19 protein-coding genes are annotated in these 18,527 nt (G+C 61.0%); 8 read left to right on the forward strand and 11 right to left on the reverse strand.

Annotation, left to right across the window (positions count from 1 at the left end; all coding sequences use genetic code 11):
• The first annotated feature begins 10 nt into the window (after positions 1-10).
• The 4 genes from rbfA to pnp all read left to right on the forward strand — a co-directional run bounded on the left by rbfA (position 11) and on the right by pnp (position 4,226).
• Positions 11-364: a 30S ribosome-binding factor RbfA gene (gene rbfA / locus C6Y62_RS15725; RefSeq protein WP_068462268.1), complete on the forward strand. Its 354-nt coding sequence runs from the start codon at positions 11-13 to the stop codon at positions 362-364.
• A gap of 8 nt (positions 365-372) precedes the next feature.
• Positions 373-1,284, forward strand: a complete 912-nt coding sequence (truB, locus tag C6Y62_RS15730) for a tRNA pseudouridine(55) synthase TruB (RefSeq protein ID WP_173954732.1) — start codon at positions 373-375, stop codon at positions 1,282-1,284.
• A 119-nt stretch (positions 1,285-1,403) separates the two neighbouring features.
• Complete coding sequence (gene rpsO, locus C6Y62_RS15735; RefSeq protein ID WP_420844175.1) at positions 1,404-1,760, forward strand: 30S ribosomal protein S15; 357 nt, start codon at positions 1,404-1,406, stop codon at positions 1,758-1,760.
• 261 nt (positions 1,761-2,021) lie between these two features.
• Positions 2,022-4,226 (forward strand): polyribonucleotide nucleotidyltransferase, encoded by a 2,205-nt coding sequence (pnp, locus tag C6Y62_RS15740; protein ID WP_068462163.1) that lies wholly within the window; start codon positions 2,022-2,024, stop codon positions 4,224-4,226.
• 689 nt (positions 4,227-4,915) lie between these two features.
• Here pnp and C6Y62_RS15745 read toward each other — a convergent pair.
• Both C6Y62_RS15745 and C6Y62_RS15750 read right to left on the reverse strand, forming a co-directional pair.
• Positions 4,916-5,365 carry a nuclear transport factor 2 family protein gene (locus C6Y62_RS15745; RefSeq protein WP_173954734.1) on the reverse strand — a complete coding sequence of 150 codons (450 nt, stop codon included), beginning with the start codon at positions 5,363-5,365 and terminating at the stop codon, positions 4,916-4,918.
• 306 nt (positions 5,366-5,671) lie between these two features.
• A complete protein-coding gene (locus tag C6Y62_RS15750) occupies positions 5,672-5,911 on the reverse strand; it encodes a hypothetical protein (protein ID WP_173954735.1) in 240 nt (79 codons plus the stop codon).
• Positions 5,912-6,234: 323 nt separating this feature from the next.
• Here C6Y62_RS15750 and C6Y62_RS15755 point away from each other — a divergent pair, with 323 nt between their 5' ends.
• Complete coding sequence (locus C6Y62_RS15755; protein WP_068462169.1) at positions 6,235-7,386, forward strand: glycerate kinase; 1,152 nt, start codon at positions 6,235-6,237, stop codon at positions 7,384-7,386.
• A gap of 116 nt (positions 7,387-7,502) precedes the next feature.
• Here the strand turns inward: C6Y62_RS15755 and aguB are convergent, their stop codons facing one another.
• The 3 genes from aguB to C6Y62_RS15770 all read right to left on the reverse strand — a co-directional run bounded on the left by aguB (position 7,503) and on the right by C6Y62_RS15770 (position 10,130).
• Entirely contained in the window at positions 7,503-8,363 is an 861-nt protein-coding gene (gene aguB / locus C6Y62_RS15760; protein ID WP_173954736.1) for an N-carbamoylputrescine amidase, read from the reverse strand.
• A complete protein-coding gene (locus C6Y62_RS15765; protein WP_173954737.1) occupies positions 8,364-9,386 on the reverse strand; it encodes an agmatine deiminase family protein in 1,023 nt (340 codons plus the stop codon).
• 318 nt (positions 9,387-9,704) lie between these two features.
• A complete protein-coding gene (locus tag C6Y62_RS15770) occupies positions 9,705-10,130 on the reverse strand; it encodes a hypothetical protein (RefSeq protein ID WP_173954738.1) in 426 nt (141 codons plus the stop codon).
• 24 nt (positions 10,131-10,154) lie between these two features.
• Between C6Y62_RS15770 and C6Y62_RS15775 the strand changes: the two genes are divergently transcribed.
• The gene (locus C6Y62_RS15775; RefSeq protein WP_173954739.1) at positions 10,155-11,258 is read left to right on the forward strand and encodes a Spy/CpxP family protein refolding chaperone; all 1,104 of its coding nucleotides are present in this window, start codon (positions 10,155-10,157) and stop codon (positions 11,256-11,258) included.
• A 121-nt stretch (positions 11,259-11,379) separates the two neighbouring features.
• Here the strand turns inward: C6Y62_RS15775 and C6Y62_RS15780 are convergent, their stop codons facing one another.
• The 4 genes from C6Y62_RS15780 to fabA form a co-directional block, all read right to left on the reverse strand.
• Positions 11,380-12,234 (reverse strand): glutamate racemase, encoded by an 855-nt coding sequence (locus C6Y62_RS15780; RefSeq protein WP_173954740.1) that lies wholly within the window; start codon positions 12,232-12,234, stop codon positions 11,380-11,382.
• Positions 12,235-12,276: 42 nt separating this feature from the next.
• Positions 12,277-13,131: an enoyl-ACP reductase FabI gene (gene fabI / locus C6Y62_RS15785; RefSeq protein WP_068462180.1), complete on the reverse strand. Its 855-nt coding sequence runs from the start codon at positions 13,129-13,131 to the stop codon at positions 12,277-12,279.
• Between the two features lie 133 nt (positions 13,132-13,264).
• The gene (gene fabB / locus C6Y62_RS15790; protein WP_173954741.1) at positions 13,265-14,497 is read right to left on the reverse strand and encodes a beta-ketoacyl-ACP synthase I; all 1,233 of its coding nucleotides are present in this window, start codon (positions 14,495-14,497) and stop codon (positions 13,265-13,267) included.
• An 82-nt stretch (positions 14,498-14,579) separates the two neighbouring features.
• The gene (fabA, locus tag C6Y62_RS15795) at positions 14,580-15,122 is read right to left on the reverse strand and encodes a 3-hydroxyacyl-[acyl-carrier-protein] dehydratase FabA (protein WP_068462184.1); all 543 of its coding nucleotides are present in this window, start codon (positions 15,120-15,122) and stop codon (positions 14,580-14,582) included.
• A gap of 355 nt (positions 15,123-15,477) precedes the next feature.
• Between fabA and irrA the strand changes: the two genes are divergently transcribed.
• Positions 15,478-15,915 carry an iron response transcriptional regulator IrrA gene (gene irrA, locus C6Y62_RS15800; RefSeq protein WP_068462186.1) on the forward strand — a complete coding sequence of 146 codons (438 nt, stop codon included), beginning with the start codon at positions 15,478-15,480 and terminating at the stop codon, positions 15,913-15,915.
• 202 nt (positions 15,916-16,117) lie between these two features.
• Here irrA and C6Y62_RS15805 read toward each other — a convergent pair whose 3' ends face one another.
• Positions 16,118-16,627 (reverse strand): SH3 domain-containing protein, encoded by a 510-nt coding sequence (locus C6Y62_RS15805; RefSeq protein WP_245281905.1) that lies wholly within the window; start codon positions 16,625-16,627, stop codon positions 16,118-16,120.
• A 271-nt stretch (positions 16,628-16,898) separates the two neighbouring features.
• Here C6Y62_RS15805 and C6Y62_RS15810 point away from each other — a divergent pair, with 271 nt between their 5' ends.
• The gene (locus tag C6Y62_RS15810) at positions 16,899-17,897 is read left to right on the forward strand and encodes a 2-hydroxyacid dehydrogenase (RefSeq protein ID WP_068462189.1); all 999 of its coding nucleotides are present in this window, start codon (positions 16,899-16,901) and stop codon (positions 17,895-17,897) included.
• Positions 17,898-18,021: 124 nt separating this feature from the next.
• Here the strand turns inward: C6Y62_RS15810 and C6Y62_RS15815 are convergent, their stop codons facing one another.
• Positions 18,022-18,405 carry a DUF4189 domain-containing protein gene (locus tag C6Y62_RS15815; RefSeq protein WP_068462191.1) on the reverse strand — a complete coding sequence of 128 codons (384 nt, stop codon included), beginning with the start codon at positions 18,403-18,405 and terminating at the stop codon, positions 18,022-18,024.
• Positions 18,406-18,527 lie beyond the last annotated feature (122 nt).

Consider the following 18,527-nt stretch of genomic DNA (forward strand, 5'->3'; position numbering starts at 1 on the left):
AACGCAGCGTATGCTTCGTGTGGGTGAGCTTATCCGGCACAAGCTGGCAGAGATGCTTTCGCGCAGTGAAGTGCAGGACGATGTCATCGCCGGGCATGTGATCACCGTGCCTCAGGTGCGCCTGTCGCCGGATCTCAAGCTCGCGACCGTCTACATCGTTACGCTGGGCGACAGCGGCACCGATGAGGTCATCGCTGCGTTGAATCGGAACAAGAAATACATTCGCGGCGAAGTTGCCCGGTCGGTGAACCTGAAGTTTGCACCTGACCTGCGTTTCCGCCGCGACGAAACCTTCGAGGAGGCCTGCCGCATCGATGCGCTGCTGGCCAGCCAGAAGGTTCGACAGGACGTGGACAAGGACTGATCCCTCGCATGGCGCGACGTAAAAAAGGCAACCCGGTGCATGGCTGGGTCGTGCTGGATAAACCTATTGGCATGACGTCAACGCAGGCCGTCGGCGCGGTTCGCCGCCTGTTCGGTGCGCAAAAGGCGGGGCATGCGGGCACGCTCGATCCGCTCGCAACCGGTATTCTGCCGATCGCGCTTGGCGAAGCGACGAAAACCGTGCCGTTCGCCGTCGATGGCGAAAAATCGTATCGGTTTTCGGTGCGCTTTGGCGCTGAGACCGACACCGACGACGCTGAAGGCAAGGTCGTCCGCACGTCCGACGTGCTGCCATCGCCGGCTGAGATCGAAGACATCCTTGAGGACTTCATCGGCGAGATCAGCCAGGTGCCGCCGGCATTCTCCGCCATCAAGATCAACGGCAACCGTGCCTACGATCTGGCCCGCAGCGGCGAGCAGGTGGTGCTGGAAGCGCGCACCATTGTGGTTGACGACCTGCGTCTCGTTGCAATGGCGGATGAAGCAACCGCCGTGCTTGAGGCGGACTGCGGCAAGGGCACTTATGTTCGTGCGCTGGCCCGCGATATGGGCCGCATGCTGGGCAGCGCGGCGCATGTTGTGGCGTTGCGCCGGACCAGAGTCGGTGGCTTCGACGAAGAAATCGCAATCCCGCTTGTCGAACTGGTTGAAGCTGCCGAGCAGGGCGATGTGATGAGCTATCTGCAACCCGTCGAGGCGGCACTGGACGAGATTCCGGGGCTGAGCATGAGCCAGAACGATGCGGCAAATCTGTCGCGTGGGCAGTCTGTGCTGGTGCGCGGGCGTGACGCGCCGGTGATGACGGGCGCCGCCTGGGCTCACTTCAAAGGCCGCATTCTTGCCTTGGGCGAGTTGGAAAAGGGCGAGTTCCGTCCGACCCGCGTGTTCAATTTCGGCTGAGGCCGTGAAAGAAGATCCGGCGGGGACAGAGTGCAACCACCGGTTAACGAGTAAGGCACTGTGCGCGTCGGTTTTGTGCTCGCCCGAGCGCCCGGCTCGTGTATAAGACGCCCACCTAATTGCGACCCTGCTGGACGACATCCCGGCAGTGGCCGCAGCCCGAGGGTTTGGCCCTCATTTTCCACTTCCAACTGAAAGGATGCCCGATGTCGATTACTCCTGAGCGCAAGAGCGCGCTCATTCAGGAAAACGCTATCAAGGCCAACGATACCGGTTCGCCTGAAGTGCAGATCGCGATCCTCACGGCTCGCATCAATCACCTCACCGAGCACTTCAAGACGCACAAGAAAGACAACCATTCGCGTCGCGGTCTGCTTAAGATGGTCGGTCTGCGCCGTCAGCTTCTCGACTATGTGAAGCGCAAGGACGTACAGCGCTATCAGACCATCATCGAAAAGCACGGCATCCGCCGCTAAAGGACAGGCGCGCGGATAGCTGTGATCCCCTAAAATTCGGCTATCCGCCGCAACCCCTGGATCCCGCCGCATTCCTTTATGGATGCCAAGCGGGTCTGGGGTTTTTGTTTGAAAGTTCTAGTCAGAAATTTGCGCTTACGCATTTCTGAGCCCTGACGAAGAGGCAATGAGCCTCTCGACCGGCCTGATGCCGGAGCATAGCGCAGCCGGCAATCCGGTCGGTTGTGCAACGTCACGAGACGAGAGAAAGAAAGAACGATCATGTTCGATATCCATCGTGTAGAAATCGACTGGGGCGGCCGCAAGCTTACGCTTGAGACCGGGCGTATGGCGCGTCAGGCAGACGCTGCTGTGTATGCTCAGTATGGCGAAACCAGCGTTCTAGCGACCGTTGTTGCCGCCAAGTCGCCGAAGCCCGGCATCGACTTCTTCCCCCTTACCGTGAACTATCAGGAGAAGACCTACGCTGCGGGCAAGATCCCCGGCGGCTTCTTTAAGCGCGAAGGCCGTCCCTCCGAGAAGGAGACGCTGACCTCGCGCCTCATCGACCGTCCGATCCGTCCTCTCTTCGTTGAGGGCTTCAAGAACGAGACGCAGGTCGTCATCACCGTGCTTTCGCACGACATGGAGAACGATCCGGACATTCTGGGTCTGGTTGCGGCTTCCGCTGCGCTGACCCTGTCCGGTGTGCCGTTCCTCGGCCCGATCGGTGCAGCCCGCGTTGGCCTCATCGGCAACGAGTTCGTGCTCAATCCGATGCTCGACGAGATGGCTGAAAGTGCGCTTGACCTCGTCATCGCCGGCACAACCGATGCCGTGATGATGGTTGAATCGGAAGCCAAGGAGCTTTCCGAGAAGCAGATGCTTGAAGCGGTGATGTTCGGTCACAACCACTTCCAGCCGGTCATCCAGGCGATCATCAAGCTGGCCGAGAAGGCCGCGAAAGAGCCGTGGGATATCAAGCTTCCGGACTCGCAGAAGTATGCTGCGAAGGTGCGTGAGCTGGCAGAGGCCGATCTGCGCGCTGCGTTCTCCACCAAGGAGAAGCAGAAGCGTTATGAGCTGAAGGCTGAGGCCAAGGCCAAGGTCAAGGCTGGTATCGAGATCCCCGACGATCCGAACGAGCAGGTGCTGCTGTCCGACACGTTCAAGGCGCTGGAAAGCGAGATCGTGCGCGGCGACATCGTGAAGACCGGCCGCCGTATCGACGGTCGCGATCTGAAGACCGTGCGTCCGATCGTTTCGGATGTGCATGTTCTTCCGCGCACGCACGGTTCGGCGCTGTTCACGCGCGGTGAGACGCAGGCGCTGGTTGTCGCCACGCTTGGCACCGGCGAAGACGAGCAGTTCATCGATGCACTTGAAGGCACCCGCAAAGAGCGCTTCATGCTGCACTACAACTTCCCGCCGTACTCGGTGGGTGAGACGGGCCGCATGGGCTCGCCAGGTCGTCGCGAGATCGGCCACGGCAAGCTGGCCTGGCGCGCCATCCATCCGGTGATGCCGGAGCAGGAAGCGTTCCCGTACACGATCCGCGTCGTTTCGGAGATCACCGAATCCAACGGTTCGTCATCGATGGCCACGGTTTGCGGCACGTCGCTGGCTTTGATGGATGCAGGCGTTCCGATGAATTCGCCGGTGGCGGGCATCGCCATGGGCCTCATCAAGGAAGGCGAAGACTTCGCCGTTCTGTCCGACATCCTTGGCGACGAAGATCACCTCGGCGACATGGACTTCAAGGTAGCCGGTACCGAAAACGGTATCACCGCGCTGCAGATGGACATCAAGATCACCGGCATCACCGAAGAGATCATGCGTGTTGCGCTCGATCAGGCGCGCGACGGCCGCATGCACATTCTTGGTGAGATGGGCAAGGCGCTCGGCACGGCACGCACCGAACTGGGCGAGCATGCACCGCGCATCGAGACGATCAAGATCCCGACCGACAAGATCCGTGAAGTGATCGGTTCGGGCGGCTCGGTGATCCGCGAGATCGTTGCTGAATCCGGCGCCAAGGTCGACATCAGTGACGACGGCACGGTGAAGGTCGCTGCCTCGAAGCGTGAATCGATCGAAGCTGCTCTGAAGCGCATCAAGGAGATCGCTTCGGAGCCGGAAGTCGGCACGATCTACAAGGGCAAGGTCGTCAAGATCATGGACTTCGGCGCCTTCGTGAACTTCTTCGGCGCGAAGGATGGTCTGGTTCACATTTCGCAGCTCTCGCAGGGTCGTCCTGAGACTGTCGGCGAAGTTGTGAAGGAAGGCCAGGAAGTCTACGTGAAGCTGCTCGGCTTCGATGAGCGCGGCAAGACGCGCCTGTCGATGAAGATTGTCGATCAGACCACGGGTCAGGAAATTCCGCGCGCTGAGGGCGAAGAGCCGGAGCCGGAAATGTCCGCAACGCGTCCGCCGCGTCGTGACAATGGTGGCGGTCGCGACCGTCGTCCGCGTCGCGATAACGGCTAGAGCACTGCTGGCAGTTCTGAGGATCTAACGGCTTCAGACTTGCCTGCGCAGATGAATGAAAAGCGGCGGGTGTTCTCGCGCGCTTCTGAATATGGCAAAGGCCCCGTCTCGAGCGGGGCCTTTCGCTTTTTAGATTACTGCTCCGGTTGGAACTGGTCGCGCTGGAACCTCGGATGCGCGAGACCACGCTTGGCTACTGCCGCGCTACTCGTACGCCCCCAATCCCACTGCGCAGATCTTTGCCAAGGTGGAGCACTGGCAATGCACGGCCGCGGCCCGCTCCGTCGAGGAGCTGCACGACGTCGCAACTCGCTGATTTGTCGAAGGCACCAAGCAGATGCGGAAACTATCCGCACGCAAACACGTCCGCGGTGCTGTCAAAAGATGACAAGACCCTTAGGCGACCCCGTTGCTTGCAGTATTCGACCGTCGCGGAGGCGCATTGCAGCGCGACTGCTATCCACCAAACGCGGGCTGGAACCCTATACATCAAACGCGTGCGGAGTGCCGATTGGGGGGCAGACAAACCCCGTGTCGGACTGTCGTTCAGTTGGTATCGCATAAAAGCGACATGGTAGCGGAAGATAGCTTCTGTAGAGCGGAGACCGAAATTCTGGGCTGTGAAGAGGTGGCGCCTAGGCTCCCGACGCCAAAGAGGAAGGCAAGCGAGGTGGCCTGAAGGGGCAGCGTCAGCAGGCGGACATCAACACGCGGTCGATGATCTCGTCCTGCGATACGATGTGCCAGAATGTGCGCATCCGGGCGGCATCGTGATATTCACGCATTTGGCAGATCCGATTGCCGCGGTAGGTTACTTCCTGGCGGAAGGTGCCCGTCAGCGTGTGACGCGTGACGCGGTGCTTGATGAAGCCCTGAACGGTGGCGCGCCCAACGTTGTCGTCGCCGAAGCGGAAAAAGTCGACGATGGACATGCTTTCGGCGGCGCCGCTGATCCGCTCAAGCATCAGCCGAAAGTTCTCTCGGCCATGGATGATCAAAGGTGCATCGCCGGTAGCGCTGGCGTTGGAATAGTAGATGAGGTCGTCAGTATAGCAATTGAGGACGCCTTCGATATCGCCCTCGCTCCAGGCAGAATGCGTCGCATACAATGTCAGTTTGGCCTGATAGGTATCCAGCATCCGTGCCCTCCCTCCTGCAACAGGCAATCATGGGCTGCCCACATAAGTCCAGCCCGTAATGTAACGGCCCGCATTTAGTGCGAGCCGTCGCATACGCCCTAAGGTTGTAGAATGTACCCGTTTCGTTTCAATGGCAAGTCTCGTATCGGTCAACCGTTGCAGGGCAAACCTAGGTCATCGCGGTCAATGATCCACGTTTAAATCACTGTGATTTAATGCCAAATGCCGATTGTTCAATAATGAATTCGACGTAGAAACTACAGGCTGGATGGATTTATGCCATTTTGTCGCGCACAACCTATGGCTTCAAGCTGCGCCAATCTCTTCTACTGAGGTCACCTGTTTTGGCATTGCGGCGCTGGTATCGCCATTGGGCCAAAGGGCAGTAGCCTGACGAACGGAGCCTTGTCCTTCAACACTCACCTCCGCAAAGCCGGCATCCTCCAGCTTCGAAGCGATCATGGTGTTGCTGGCGAGGCTTTCCAGCATGCCGAGGGTGAGGGTGGCGCGGTAGCGGCAGCCTTGGCGTACGGTGAAGTTGGTCACGTGGGCTGTATCCTTTGCGAACTTGGGTTGTGCGGATTGTACGACGGCTTGCTAAGCTGAGAGAAACTTGCAGGCATTGGCGGGGACCGGTGTCCGGCAGTGACATGCTGAGCCCCGGTTGTAACGCACGACATTCCTGCTTGCAGTTTACCCAGGACTGAACAATCAATTTGTTCGCCTTAACTATGTGCCATGATGGCCCCCCAGCCACGGGTGCTGGAAGAAAGCAACTTTAAGCAGCCGCGCGACACAGTGCAGGCTTTCACCACACCCTTTCGCCCATTAGCCGTTGGCGCGCGAGCGTCCGTCAGAAGAAGTGCCATATGAAGATCGTCATTGCCCCAGATTCCTTCAAAGAAAGCCTTTCCTCGCTTGAAGTGGCGAGTGAGATCGAAGCCGGTCTCAAGAGGGTCTGGCCGGACGCAACCTACGTAAAGGTGCCGATGGCCGACGGCGGCGAGGGCACGGTCCAGTCGCTTGTCGATGCGACGGGCGGCGAAATCGTCAAGGTTGAGGTGTGCGGTCCGCTGGGGGCGCCGGTGCTGGCGTCCTATGGCCTGCTGGGCAACGGCAAGACCGCCGTCATCGAAATGGCAGAGGCGTCCGGTTTGCCACTGGTGCCGCGCGACCAGCGCGACCCTCTGAAGGCCACGACGTTCGGCACGGGGCAGCTCATTGCGGATGCGATCGACCGTGGCGTGGAGGAGATCATTCTCGGCATCGGGGGCTCAGCTACCAACGATGGTGGCGCGGGGCTTGCGCAGGCGCTGGGTGTTCGCTTCGTCAATTTCGGCGGCACCATCATTCCCGACCTGATCGCTGGCGGCGACCTCGACAAGATCCAGGCAGTGGACATGTCCACCATCAATCCGGGGCTGGCGAAGGTGCGCATCAACGTTGCGTGCGACGTCACCAATCCGCTGTGTGGCGAGACCGGTGCTTCGCGCGTTTACGGACCGCAGAAGGGCGCAACGCCGGAAATGGTGGAGCAGCTCGACAGCAATCTGCAGCATTTCGCCAAGGTCATTAAGCGTTCCGTTGGTGTCGATGTGGCTGACCGCGCCGGTGCCGGCGCAGGCGGCGGCATTGGCGCGGGGCTGATGGCATTCACCAACGCAACGCTGAAGCGCGGTGTGGAGCTTGTGGTCGCGGCAACGCGTCTTGAGCAGCATATGAAAGGCGCTTCGCTGGCGTTCACGGGCGAAGGCCGCGTCGATTTCCAGACAGCGTTCGGCAAGACGCCGTCGGGTGTTGCCAACGCAGCCGGCAAGCATGGCGTGCCGGTGATTGCTATCGGTGGCGGTTTGTCAGACGACGCGCGCGGAATTTTCGAGCACGGCATCGCCGGGCTTGAAGCGGCGACGGCTAACGTGATGACGCTCGATACCGCGATCGAGAAGACGCGGCAGAATCTTCAGAATGCGGCTGAGCGCTCAGCGCGTCTGATCGCGATCGGTCAGCAGATGGCGAAGTGATGCTTAGTCTTCTGCCTTCCGGGCGGAAGTGGGCGAAGCACACACAGTATCGAACACAAAATTTCGGGCCCTGATGGGCCCGATTTTTTTTGTGCTTATGTGGTGTGTGTGATCGCTTAGATGATGCTCTTTTCATAGAGCTCGGTGCGGCGATCACGGAAGAAACCCCAATCGGCGCGGTAGCTCTGGATCTCATCGAGATCGAACGTGTGCACAAGCACGCCTTCGGTATCGCGCCCCAGCTCCGCAACGATCTCGCCGCGATGGTCGGCGATGAACGAATGGCCGTAAAAGCGCTGCTCCGCGCCTTCGTTTTTTTCCAGTCCGATGCGGTTGGCGGCCACAATGGGAATGGCGTTCGAAACCGCATGGCCTTGCATCGCGCGCTGCCACTGCAGATGCGTGTCGAGGCTGGTGTCGTAGGGCTCAGAGCCAATCGCGGTCGGGTAGAACAGCACTTCTGCTCCGGCCAGCGCCATCGCGCGCGCGCATTCCGGGAACCACTGATCCCAGCAGATGCCGACGCCGATGTTGCCTGCGCGCGTTTTCCAGGCCTTGAAGCCGGTGTCGCCCGGCCGGAAGTAATACTTCTCCTGATAGCCGGGGCCATCGGGAATGTGGCTCTTGCGATAGACGCCGAGGATGCTGCCGTCGGTGTCGGCAATGGCAATGCTGTTGTAATAGCGCGGGCCGTCCTTCTCGAAGAACGACACTGGAATTACAATGCCGAGGTCAGCGGCCAGCTTGCGCATCGCGATCACACACGGATGCTCTTCCGTTGCGAATGCGGTCTCGAACCACTTCGGGTTCTGCCGTGTGCAGAAGTAGATGCCCTGAAACAGTTCAGGCGGTAGCACGACCTGCGCGCCTTCAGCCGCCGCCGCACGCACGAACTTTTCCGTGCGCGCGATGTTGTCGGCGACATCGTTGCCGAAATGCGTTTGGATGGCGGCGACGGTGATGGTGCGATTGGCCATTTATCGTGGTTCCTGCTGGGTGATGCAGTGGAAGGAGCCGCCGCCTGCGGTGCCGCAACCGAGCAAGCCCTTCGAGGATACGCCGATTACCTTGTGGTCGGGGAACACGCCCCGCAAAGCTTCAAGCGCCGCTTCCTGCGTTGAGGTTCCATACACCGGCACAATGACAAGTCCGTTGGCGATGATGAAGTTCATGTGCGAAGCAGGCGAGATTTCGCCGAGCGCGTTGCGATAGAGGCCAACGCCCGGAACGCGCGTCACCTCCAGCTTGCGACCGCATGCATCCGTTGCAGCTTCCAGCGACGCAGCGATGGCGTTCAGCGTCTCGCGGTTGGGATCGTCATCGCCGGCCGGCGCCTGACACACCACGCGGCCGGGGCCAACAAAGCGCGCGATGTTGTCGACGTGGCCATCGGTATGATCGTTGTGCAGGCCCTCATCGATCCAGATCACCTTGCGGGTGCTGAATGCCTGCGCCAGAGCAGCTTCAGCCTGCTCTTTCGACCAGCCGTTGCGGTTCGGGTTCAGCAGTGTCTGCCGCGTGGTGAGGATTGTGCCTTCGCCATCATGATCGACGGCACCACCTTCAAGCACGAAGTCGAAGCGGCGCACGGGCGCTTCGGCGATGCGCGCGATGTCGTCGCCGACGGTAGCGTCGTCGGGCAGGTCGTATTTGCCGCCCCAGCTGTTGGTGGCGAAGCGCAGTGCGATGGGGCCGAGGTCCGAGCGCGAAAAGATCGGTCCGGTATCGCGCAGCCAGATGTCGCCATACCGCGCCTGAATGATGTCGGCCGTGCCGCCCAGCACCGCGCGTGCCGATGCTTCAGCCTCCGCCCCATTGACCAGCAGCCGCACGGTGTTCGTCTCGGCCAGCGCACGCACCAGCTCGGCTACGTCACGACGGGGGGATTCGAGGTCGCCGTTCCATTCATCGGCGTTGGCCGGCCAGGCGGTCCATACCGCCTTCAGAATCGCCCATTCCGGCGGAACGACTACGGTGGTGTTTAGGTCGTCGGGCTGCATCATCACTTCCTGTTGTCGGTGCGTTGGCACGATCAATAGCCGCCACGGCACCCGATAGGGAGCCTCATATCGTGCCGCAGCGTCACCATTGCAAATGACGCTGTCACATACCCGGATAACTCGCTTCTCAATGCTTTATTTGCCGTCCTGCAACGTTCCTGCCGGTGTTGGGGGGCCATTACGAGTTGCCGTGTATGCATGGCTTATCGGGCGCTGGCCTGAAAATAGCTTATTTCCCGGAGGGAACTCATGGTTCGCGGCTCAATTATTGCGCTGGCGGCAAGCATTTCCGTGGGCGCACTGGTATCGGCGACCGATTCACAGGCGCGCGGTTTCGGCGGCGGCGGTCACTTCGGTGGCTTTGGCGGTGGCGGTCATTTCGGCGGCGGCTTCGGCGGTGGTCATTTTGGCGGTCGGGCCGACTTTGGCCGCATGGGCGGTGGCTTCCGGCCCGAGTTTCATCCGGAATTCCGGCCCGAAATGCATTCCGCTCCGCGCATGGAACACCGCGACATTGATCGGGATCATGCCCGGGATGATCGGCGCGATGTTCGCGACCGCGATCAGCACCGCGCCGACGACCATAGCCCGGACCATGACGACCATCGGCCGGATGACCATGCAGGCGATCACCGTCCGGCGGACCACATCGGTGATCATCGTCCCGATGATCACGCCGGAGACCGCATTCGCGACCGTGACGACCTGAACCGCGATCTGGCGCACCGGGATGAGCTGAACCATCACTGGAACAACTGGAATCGTCCGGTGAACTGGGGCCGCTGGGATCACAACGGCTTCTGGAACAGCCATTGGAACGCCCGCAACTTCAACTGCTTCAACTGCCGTTGGGGTTGGGCTGGCCCGGTGTTCTGGCCGTTCGCGCTGGGTGATATGTGGTCGTTCGCGTGGTGGCCATACGCTGCAACGGCGCCGTTCTGGAACTACAACGTTGACTACATCATGGGCGGTCTGTTCTGGCCGAATGGCGCCTATGCCTGGCCGAGCGGCGGTTATGGTGCAACGGCCTGGACCAACACCGATAGCAGCTACACCTATGCGCAGTCTTCGCATCAGGACATTTACAGCTCCGGCCCGTCGAACAGCGCGGCTGCTGCGCCGAGCGATGCTTCGGATGCATCGGGAGCGGGCTCATCGGTTGCATCCGATGGCGGTGACAATGGCGATAGCAACAGCAACGCAGCTGCAAGCCAGAGCGCCGATCTGTCGACGTGCAGCGGCTTTGCACCCGGTGTATCGGGCCTGCCGATCGCGCAGATCAAGTCGAGCGTGAACCCAACAGGCACGCAGCTTGCGGATCTGAAGGCGCTGGAAGCGGCGTCTAATGAGGCTGGCAACGTGCTGGGCAATTCATGCCCGAAGTCGCCGCCGCTGACGCCTGTTGGTCGCCTCGACGCGCTGCAGAAGCGTCTCGACGCGATGGTGCAGGGCATCGATCTGGTGCGCGGTCCGCTGGCACGCTTCGATGCTTCGCTGACCGCCGAACAGCGTCAGGCGCTTGATGTGCTGGGTGGTGACAAGGCGGCCAGCCCGGCTGCGCTGTGTTCCAACCAGAACGAAGCGTTCGTGAACGTGCCGACGCAGGAGATCATCGCAACGGTTGATCCGAACGAGGAGCAGAAGGCGGCGCTGGACAAGCTGGACGCGGTTTCTGCCAAGGCGGCCGCGATGCTTCAGGAGACTTGCCCGGCGCAGGTTCCAGCCACAACGGAAGCGCGTCTCGACGCGATGGGCAAGCGCCTCAAGGCAACCGTCACTGCGATGAACGAAGTGCGGCCCGCGCTGTCTGGCTTCTATGACTCGCTGAGCGACGAGCAGAAGGCCCGCTTCAACACCATGCCGGGTAACTGATCGGCGGGACACTGTTGATTGTATCGAATGCAGCCGGTGGAGCGCACAGCTTCGCCGGCTGTTTTCGTTTTTGCGGCGCAGAGCGAAACGATAATCCGCAACGCGCAACGCAGCGAACCGATCAGACTTTCGTTTTCGCGCAGGTGAAGGCGGCGACGTCCGGCCAGAACACCTGCGCGCGTGCGCTGATCTCATCCGGGTTGCCGGAGGTGAGCAGCGTCAGCCGGCCAGCGGGATCGCCGGCGGTGAAGCGCGTGTGCCGCGCCAGATAATCCTCAAGGCTGTCAGCGACGACCTCAGGCTGCGAGAGAATGCGCGTGAACGGCGGCAGATGGCGCCGGAACAGGTGCTCGACCAGTGGGAAGTGTGTGCAACCCAGAATGGCCCGATGCGGAGGAATGCCATCGGTCTGCGCAAGCAGTCCGCGCACGCCTTCCTCGACAAGCTGCTCCAGCTCTGGCTCTGGCGCTTCGTGCTCGATGGCACCGGCAAGGCGCGAGCACACCTGCTGCACGACGGTGACCTTCGGGCAGCGCTTGCGGATCTCCTCCGGGTAGACATCCGAGGAGATGGTGCGCGTGGTGCCGAATACGCCGATGACGTCAGTGTTGTATTTCTGGGGGTATTGCGGCGCCGACACTGCCCACGGCGTCTGCGTGGCCGCTTCGACAGTTGGAGCGACGATACCCAGCACGTTGTGTTCGCGCCATTGGCTGGCGGGCAGCCATGTCTGCTGCAGATGACGGGCGGCTACCGCGGTTGCGGTATTGCAGCCCAATAACACCAGCTTGCAGCCTTCGGCGAACAGCGCTTCCACGCTGGCGCGCGTCAGATCGATGACTTCCGCCGATGAGCGGTCGCCATAGGGGACGTTGGCATGATCCCCGAGATATATGAAGGACTTATCCGGGAAGCGACTGACGAGTGCCCGTAGCACCGTCAGTCCACCCAGACCTGAGTCGAAGACGCCGATCATGCGCGTGTGTGATCCGGCAATTGCGCGGCGTCAAGAGACTGCTTATTCGGCGGCGTTGCGGCCACCGGATTCGGCATCGAAGTGCTTCAGCGCATCGAGGCTCGGCATCGACACGGTGGAGTAACCGCAGTCGACGAAATGGACTTCGCCCGTGACCGCGCCGGACAGATCCGACAGCAGGTAAAGGGCCGAACCGCCGACTTCGTTCAGTGACGGCGTGCGACGCAGCGGCGAGTTCTCTTTCTGGAAATTGAAGATCACGCGGGCATCGGAAACACCGGCGCCGGACAGCGTGCGCATCGGACCAGCGGACAGCGCATTGACGCGAATGCCCTGCGGACCGAGGTCGGCCGCCAGATAGCGGACCGAAGCTTCAAGCGCCGCCTTGGCAACGCCCATAACGTTATAGGAAGGCACCGACTTGGTGGCGCCGCCGTAGCTGAGCGTCAGCAGCGAGCCGCCGTCCTTCATCAGCGGCAGCGCGCGCTTGGCCACCTCGGTGAAGGAGAAGCACGAGATCACCATGGTGTTGGAGAAGTTCTCGCGCGTGGTGTTGACGTAGCGGCCGGAAAGCTCGCGCGGATCGGAGAAGGCGAGCGCGTGGACCACGAAGTCCAGGTTGCCCCACTTTTCGGTGACGCGCTCGAACACGCGATCAACGCTCTCCAGATCGAGCACGTTGCACGGCTCAATGATTTCAGCGCCGATGGACTGTGCCAGCGGCAGGGCGCGGCGGCCGAATGCGCCGTCCTGATAGGTGAATGCCAGCTCGGCACCCTGGCCGGCGAGAATACGGGCGATGCCCCAGGCGATCGAGCGCTCGTTGGCGACGCCCATGATCAGTCCGCGCTTGCCTGCCATGATGGGGCCGGGATTGGCGAAGTCGATTGCGGTCATGGGGGTTCCTGTCGTTCCATTACATGCGGATCGGCGAATCCGTCCGCTACTTGGATCATGATCGTGCTTGCGCGCTTATCTGGCTCTTCCGGTTTGCGCGTCTCATACGGACTGCCGGAAGATTATAGCCGTTCTAGCTTGGCAGGCGGCGGAAAACGAGGGTGGCATTAGTACCGCCGAAGCCAAAACTGTTCGACATCACACAATTAAGGCTAACGTTATCCATGCGCTGACGCACGATTGGAACATCTGCCAGTGCCGGATCGATCTCTTCGATGTTGGCGCTTTCGCAGATGAAACCGTTGTTTAGCATCAGCAACGAGAAGATCGCCTCCTGAACGCCGACAGCTCCGAGCGAATGCCCGGTCAGCGATTTCGTCGCGGCGATGTAAGGGATCTCGTCCTTGAAGACCTGGCGGATGGCTTCGATCTCGCGCAGGTCGCCGATGGGCGTGCCGGTGCCATGCGGATTGATGTAGTCGATCTTTTCCGCGATGCCCTTGCCGTCGAGGCCCTTCAGCGCCGACTGCATGCAGCGCACCGCGCCTTCGCCGGACGGCGCAACCATGTCGAAGCCGTCTGAAGTGGCGCCGTAGCCGACAACCTCACCATAAATCCGTGCGCCGCGTGCCTTTGCGTGCTCAAGCTCTTCAAGCACGACAACACCGGCGCCACCTGCGATCACGAAGCCGTCACGGTCCTTGTCATAGGCACGGCTGGCCTTGGCTGGCGTATCGTTAAAGCGGGAAGACATCGCGCCCATGCTGTCGAACAGCACCGACAGCGTCCAGTCCAGCTCCTCGCAGCCGCCGGCAAACATCACATCCTGCTTGCCCCACTGGATGAGTTCGGCGGCATTGCCGATGCAGTGGGCGGAAGTGGAACAGGCGGACGAGATGGAATAGTTCACGCCCTTGATCTGGAAGCTTGTTGCCAGCGCGGCCGATGGGCCCGAGCACATGGCTTTCGGCACCTCGAACGGGCCAACCTTCTTGGGGTCTTTTTCGCGCGTTACGTCGGCTGCCTGCACGATGGCGCGCGTCGACGGACCACCCGAGCCCATGATGATGCCGGTGCGCTCGTTGATGATGTCGGCTTCTTCCAGCCCTGCGTCTCGAATCGCCTGATCCATTGCGACATAGTTCCAGCCCACGCCATCGCTCATGAAGCGGCGCGGTTTGCGCGGAACCTGCGATTCCCAATCGATGTTGGGCGCGCCGTGCACCTGGCAACGGAAACCCAGCTCGGCGTACTTGTCAGCGCGCACAATGCCGGATTTTCCTTCGCGCAGGGAGGCGAGCACCTCTTGGCTATTGTTTCCGATCGAGGAAACGATGCCCATTCCCGTGACGACGACACGTCTCATCCGCACATCCCCTTGCGCCCGGCGCTCATGACGCCTGCCGGCAATTTTCTTCGGCGGAAGCGAGCACGAAACGGCACCAAGATCAAGAACTGACCGGGGCGGTCGTTTCGCCGCTCTCAAACAGGCCGACGCGCAGATCGGTAGCTGTGTAAATCACTTGGCCGTCGGCTTTCATGACGCCATCGGCAATCGCGAGCTTCAGTTTGCGCAGGATCACGCGCTTCATGTCGATGACATATTCGATGCGGCCAGTGGTCGGCACCACCATGCCGGTGAACTTCACTTCGCCAACACCAAGCGCGCGGCCACGTCCCGGTGCGCCAAGCCATCCAAGGAAAAAGCCGGTCATCTGCCACAGGGCATCAAGGCCAAGGCAGCCCGGCATCACCGGATCGCCTTCAAAGTGGCAGCGGAAAAACCAGTCGAGGTTGGGATTGCCTGCAACCTGAAGTTCGGCCGCGATCTGGCCTTTGCCATGCTGGCCGCCGTTTTCCGAAACAAGGCTAATACGGTCGAACATCAGCATCGGCGGCAGGGGCAGCTGGGCATTGCCGGCCCCGAACAATTCTCCGCGCCCGCAGGCAAGCAGATCCTCATATTCGAAGCTCGTGCGGCGTTCTGTCATGATTTCTTGGCCCAGTCTCTATTCACAGCGTGCGCCCATAAGGGTGCTTAATCGAAGGCTGCCAGCAGCACGCGTTGTGCTCATCCGCAACCCGGTGGGGGTTCCTAACACAGTCATGTTGGCTTCAAAAGGGCGCCTGCAGCCCCTGTCAGGTTGGGAGAGGCGATGTGCGCACATATCTGACGTTCTGCCGTGTTGCAGGCTGGCGGTGGTCTGACTATACTACACCAGTAATGTTAGCTTGAGCCGACGTCGCCTGCGGTGAGACGCGGTCAGATCAAGCCCCATCAGACAGGCTGCGCATGTTTTCGTGGCCCATCAATTTGGCATCTGGCGCAAGCGAATGACCGATAGAATGACACACTCGCATAGTCACTCGGAGGGTAAGCCCTCCCGTGGTGGCGTTGCTCAGGTTCTCCGCAAGGCAGGACTGCGGCCGACGCGTCAGCGTATGGCACTTGGCAGCCTGCTGTTTGAGGGCGAGGACCGCCACGTAAGCGCGGAATCCCTGCACGCGGAAGCTACGGCAGCCGGACAGCACGTCTCGCTGGCCACCGTTTACAACACGCTGCATCAGTTCAAGCGTGCTGGTCTGGTCCGCGAGCTGGCGATCAATGGCGCCAAGGCGTACTTTGACACCAACACCTCGAACCATAACCACTTTTTCGACGAGGAAGAGGGTGAGCTGCACGATATTCCGGGCCATGCAATCCGCGTGGACGGCGTGCCGGAGCCGCCCGAGGGCATGCGCATCACGCATATCGACGTGGTCATTCGCCTGAAGAAGGCCTGAGCCACCCGCCTCCACGTGGTGTCGAGATATCGAATAAGAAAATGGCCGCATCAGCGGCCGTTTTTGTTTCTGGGGTTTGGGGGGGGGGGGGGGAGTGCTTCGTTTCCCACCGACGGCGATATCAGGCTGCGGGCTGCCGTTGCGCTTCAGGCCAAGAGCCGGAACGGGCCTCCCAATCTGCTGCGCCGCTAACCGGGCGCGGTTATCTCAGCACTTCGCCTTCATAGACGCCCCAAAGCTTTTTCTGCTCGATATAGCCCTGATACTTATCGATATTCACTAGGCACCAGCGGCTGTCGCAGCTCACCAGATTGGCGATCACACCGGCTTCAATCATCGCGACCGCGGCGGAGCGCTCGCTATCGTTTCTGCGCAGCGCAACCTTGGGTGCTTTCTGCCCCTGCTTGATTTCCCACGGCAGCACCAGTGCGGTGCGGCGCCCGGAAAGAAACGATTGCAGTACCCATCCCGCTGATCCGTCGGCGTCGCGCACCTGGCGCCAGCCTTCGAATTCCCGGACGACCTCCAGCGGCAGGCCTGCGCGGCGATATACCCAGGCGGTGGGATAGTCGGTCCCCGGGCCCTGCCGCATGTTGACCCGGTCGGATTTCAGGCTGACGAAACGCGGTAACGGCAGGCCGCTGCTTGAAATGCTGGAGCCGGGACCGGCCGGCTGGGCGACGGCGCTTACGGTCAGCGTGGCCGCAGCCACCGTAAACAAGCAAATCCGCCATTGTGCGAAAAAGGCTCGCATTCGTCTTCCTTGCCTCGTTGGTGACAGCTTTTCCGCCTAGATCGCCCGGCACCGATATGAAACTGTGAAGGCAATGTGATGCGATTGCAGTAGATAGAAAATCCCGCACTTTGTCATTGCAATGGCCTTCTGTTAGACCTGCCTGAGTAGGGGGCCGTTCGGAGCCGGTTCCTAGCGTGCTTCCCCTGAACAATTCCCTGCATATTCAAGAGACAACAGCGATCCCCCAATGCCGAACAGCGCCCGAAAACCAATCGTCATTGTAACGCGCAAGCTACCGGATGTCGTCGAGACGCGCATGCGTGAGCTGTTCGATGCACGGCTCAACGTTGACGATCAGCCTATGAGCCAAGGCCAGATCACCGAAGCTCTCAAGATCGCCGATGTTCTGGTTCCGACTGTCACGGATCGGATAGACCGCGCGGTTATCTCGCAGGCGGGGCCGCAGCTGCGCCTGATCGCCAACTTCGGCACCGGCGTCGACAACATCGATCTCGACACCGCCCGTAACCGTGGCATCACCGTCACCAATACGCCCGGCGTGCTGACCGAAGACACGGCCGACATGACGATGGCATTGATTTTGGCGGTGCCGCGTCGGCTCGCCGAGGGCGCTGCCTACCTTAAGGAGCACCACGCCGGTTGGACTGGCTGGTCGCCGACCTGGATGTTGGGGCACCGCATTTTTGGCAAGCGTCTCGGCATCATCGGCATGGGCCGCATCGGTCAGGCTGTAGCACGCCGCGCGAAAGCATTCGGACTGCAGATCCACTATCACAATCGGCGCCGCGTTTCGCAGGATGTCGAGCGCGAGCTTGAGGCGACCTATTGGGAAAGCCTCGATCAGATGCTGACCCGCGTTGATATCGTTTCAGTGAACTGCCCGCATACGCCCGGCACCTATCACCTGCTGTCGGCGCGGCGGTTGCGTCTGTTGAAGCCGTCGGCATATGTCGTCAACACCTCGCGCGGCGAAGTGATCGACGAGAACGAACTTGCCCGATTGATCGAGGCAGGTGCCATTGCCGGCGCGGGTCTGGACGTGTTCGAGAACGAGCCGGCCGTCAATCCGAAGATCCTCAACTCGGATCGCGTCGTGGCGCTGCCGCATATGAGCTCGGCGACCGTTGAGGGTCGTATCGACATGGGCGAGAAGGTCATCATCAACATCAAGACCTTCCTTGATGGCCACGCGCCGCCGGACCGTGTGCATCCGGCCATGTTCTGAGCCGCAGCTTCGGTTGAGATTATTTGGGGCGCTCCGTGAGGGGCGCCCTTATTGCATTTGCGATTAGACCAGGGAGTCATGGCGGGCGGGCGGGCGGGCAAGCAGGCAGGCAAGCAAGCTCAGCTCAGGGCGCCTTGGCGGTTGCTGAATCAAGCCTTCCATCACCGCAAACGGTTGTCCGAAGCTGGCAGGAACCGCGCGCGCGGCGGTTTTTGTTGCAGCGGTCGAGGGCGACACGTTCGGCTTCGCGTGGGGTCAAGCCGCCGCCAGAGTAGGTGACCTTGCGCTGCTTGGAAACGCGCCCGGAGGCAATCGCGGCACACACCTCGCCGCGAAAGCTGACGGCTTCGCAATCACCGCGCCCCATGTCCGCGCATTCGGCGCGCACTTTTTCTTCCGCTTCCAGTCGCGATCCGATCTTCCAGACTGCGAAGAAGGAGCCATCGGGCGTAAACGCAATGGCGCCGTACTCGAGCGTATCGTCGGAGGGCGCGGGAGCCACAGACATCTGCTGTTGCTCAGGCTGCGCGTGTGCCTCGCGATACTCGGGCAAGGGGAGAAGCAGGGCTGCGATAAGGGCAATATACACGGTACGCAATGTCCAAATGTGGAACATGAAAGCGGTATCCT

Source organism: Hyphomicrobium sulfonivorans (assembly GCF_013306565.1).
GTDB classification, from domain to species: domain Bacteria; phylum Pseudomonadota; class Alphaproteobacteria; order Rhizobiales; family Hyphomicrobiaceae; genus Hyphomicrobium_A; species Hyphomicrobium_A sulfonivorans.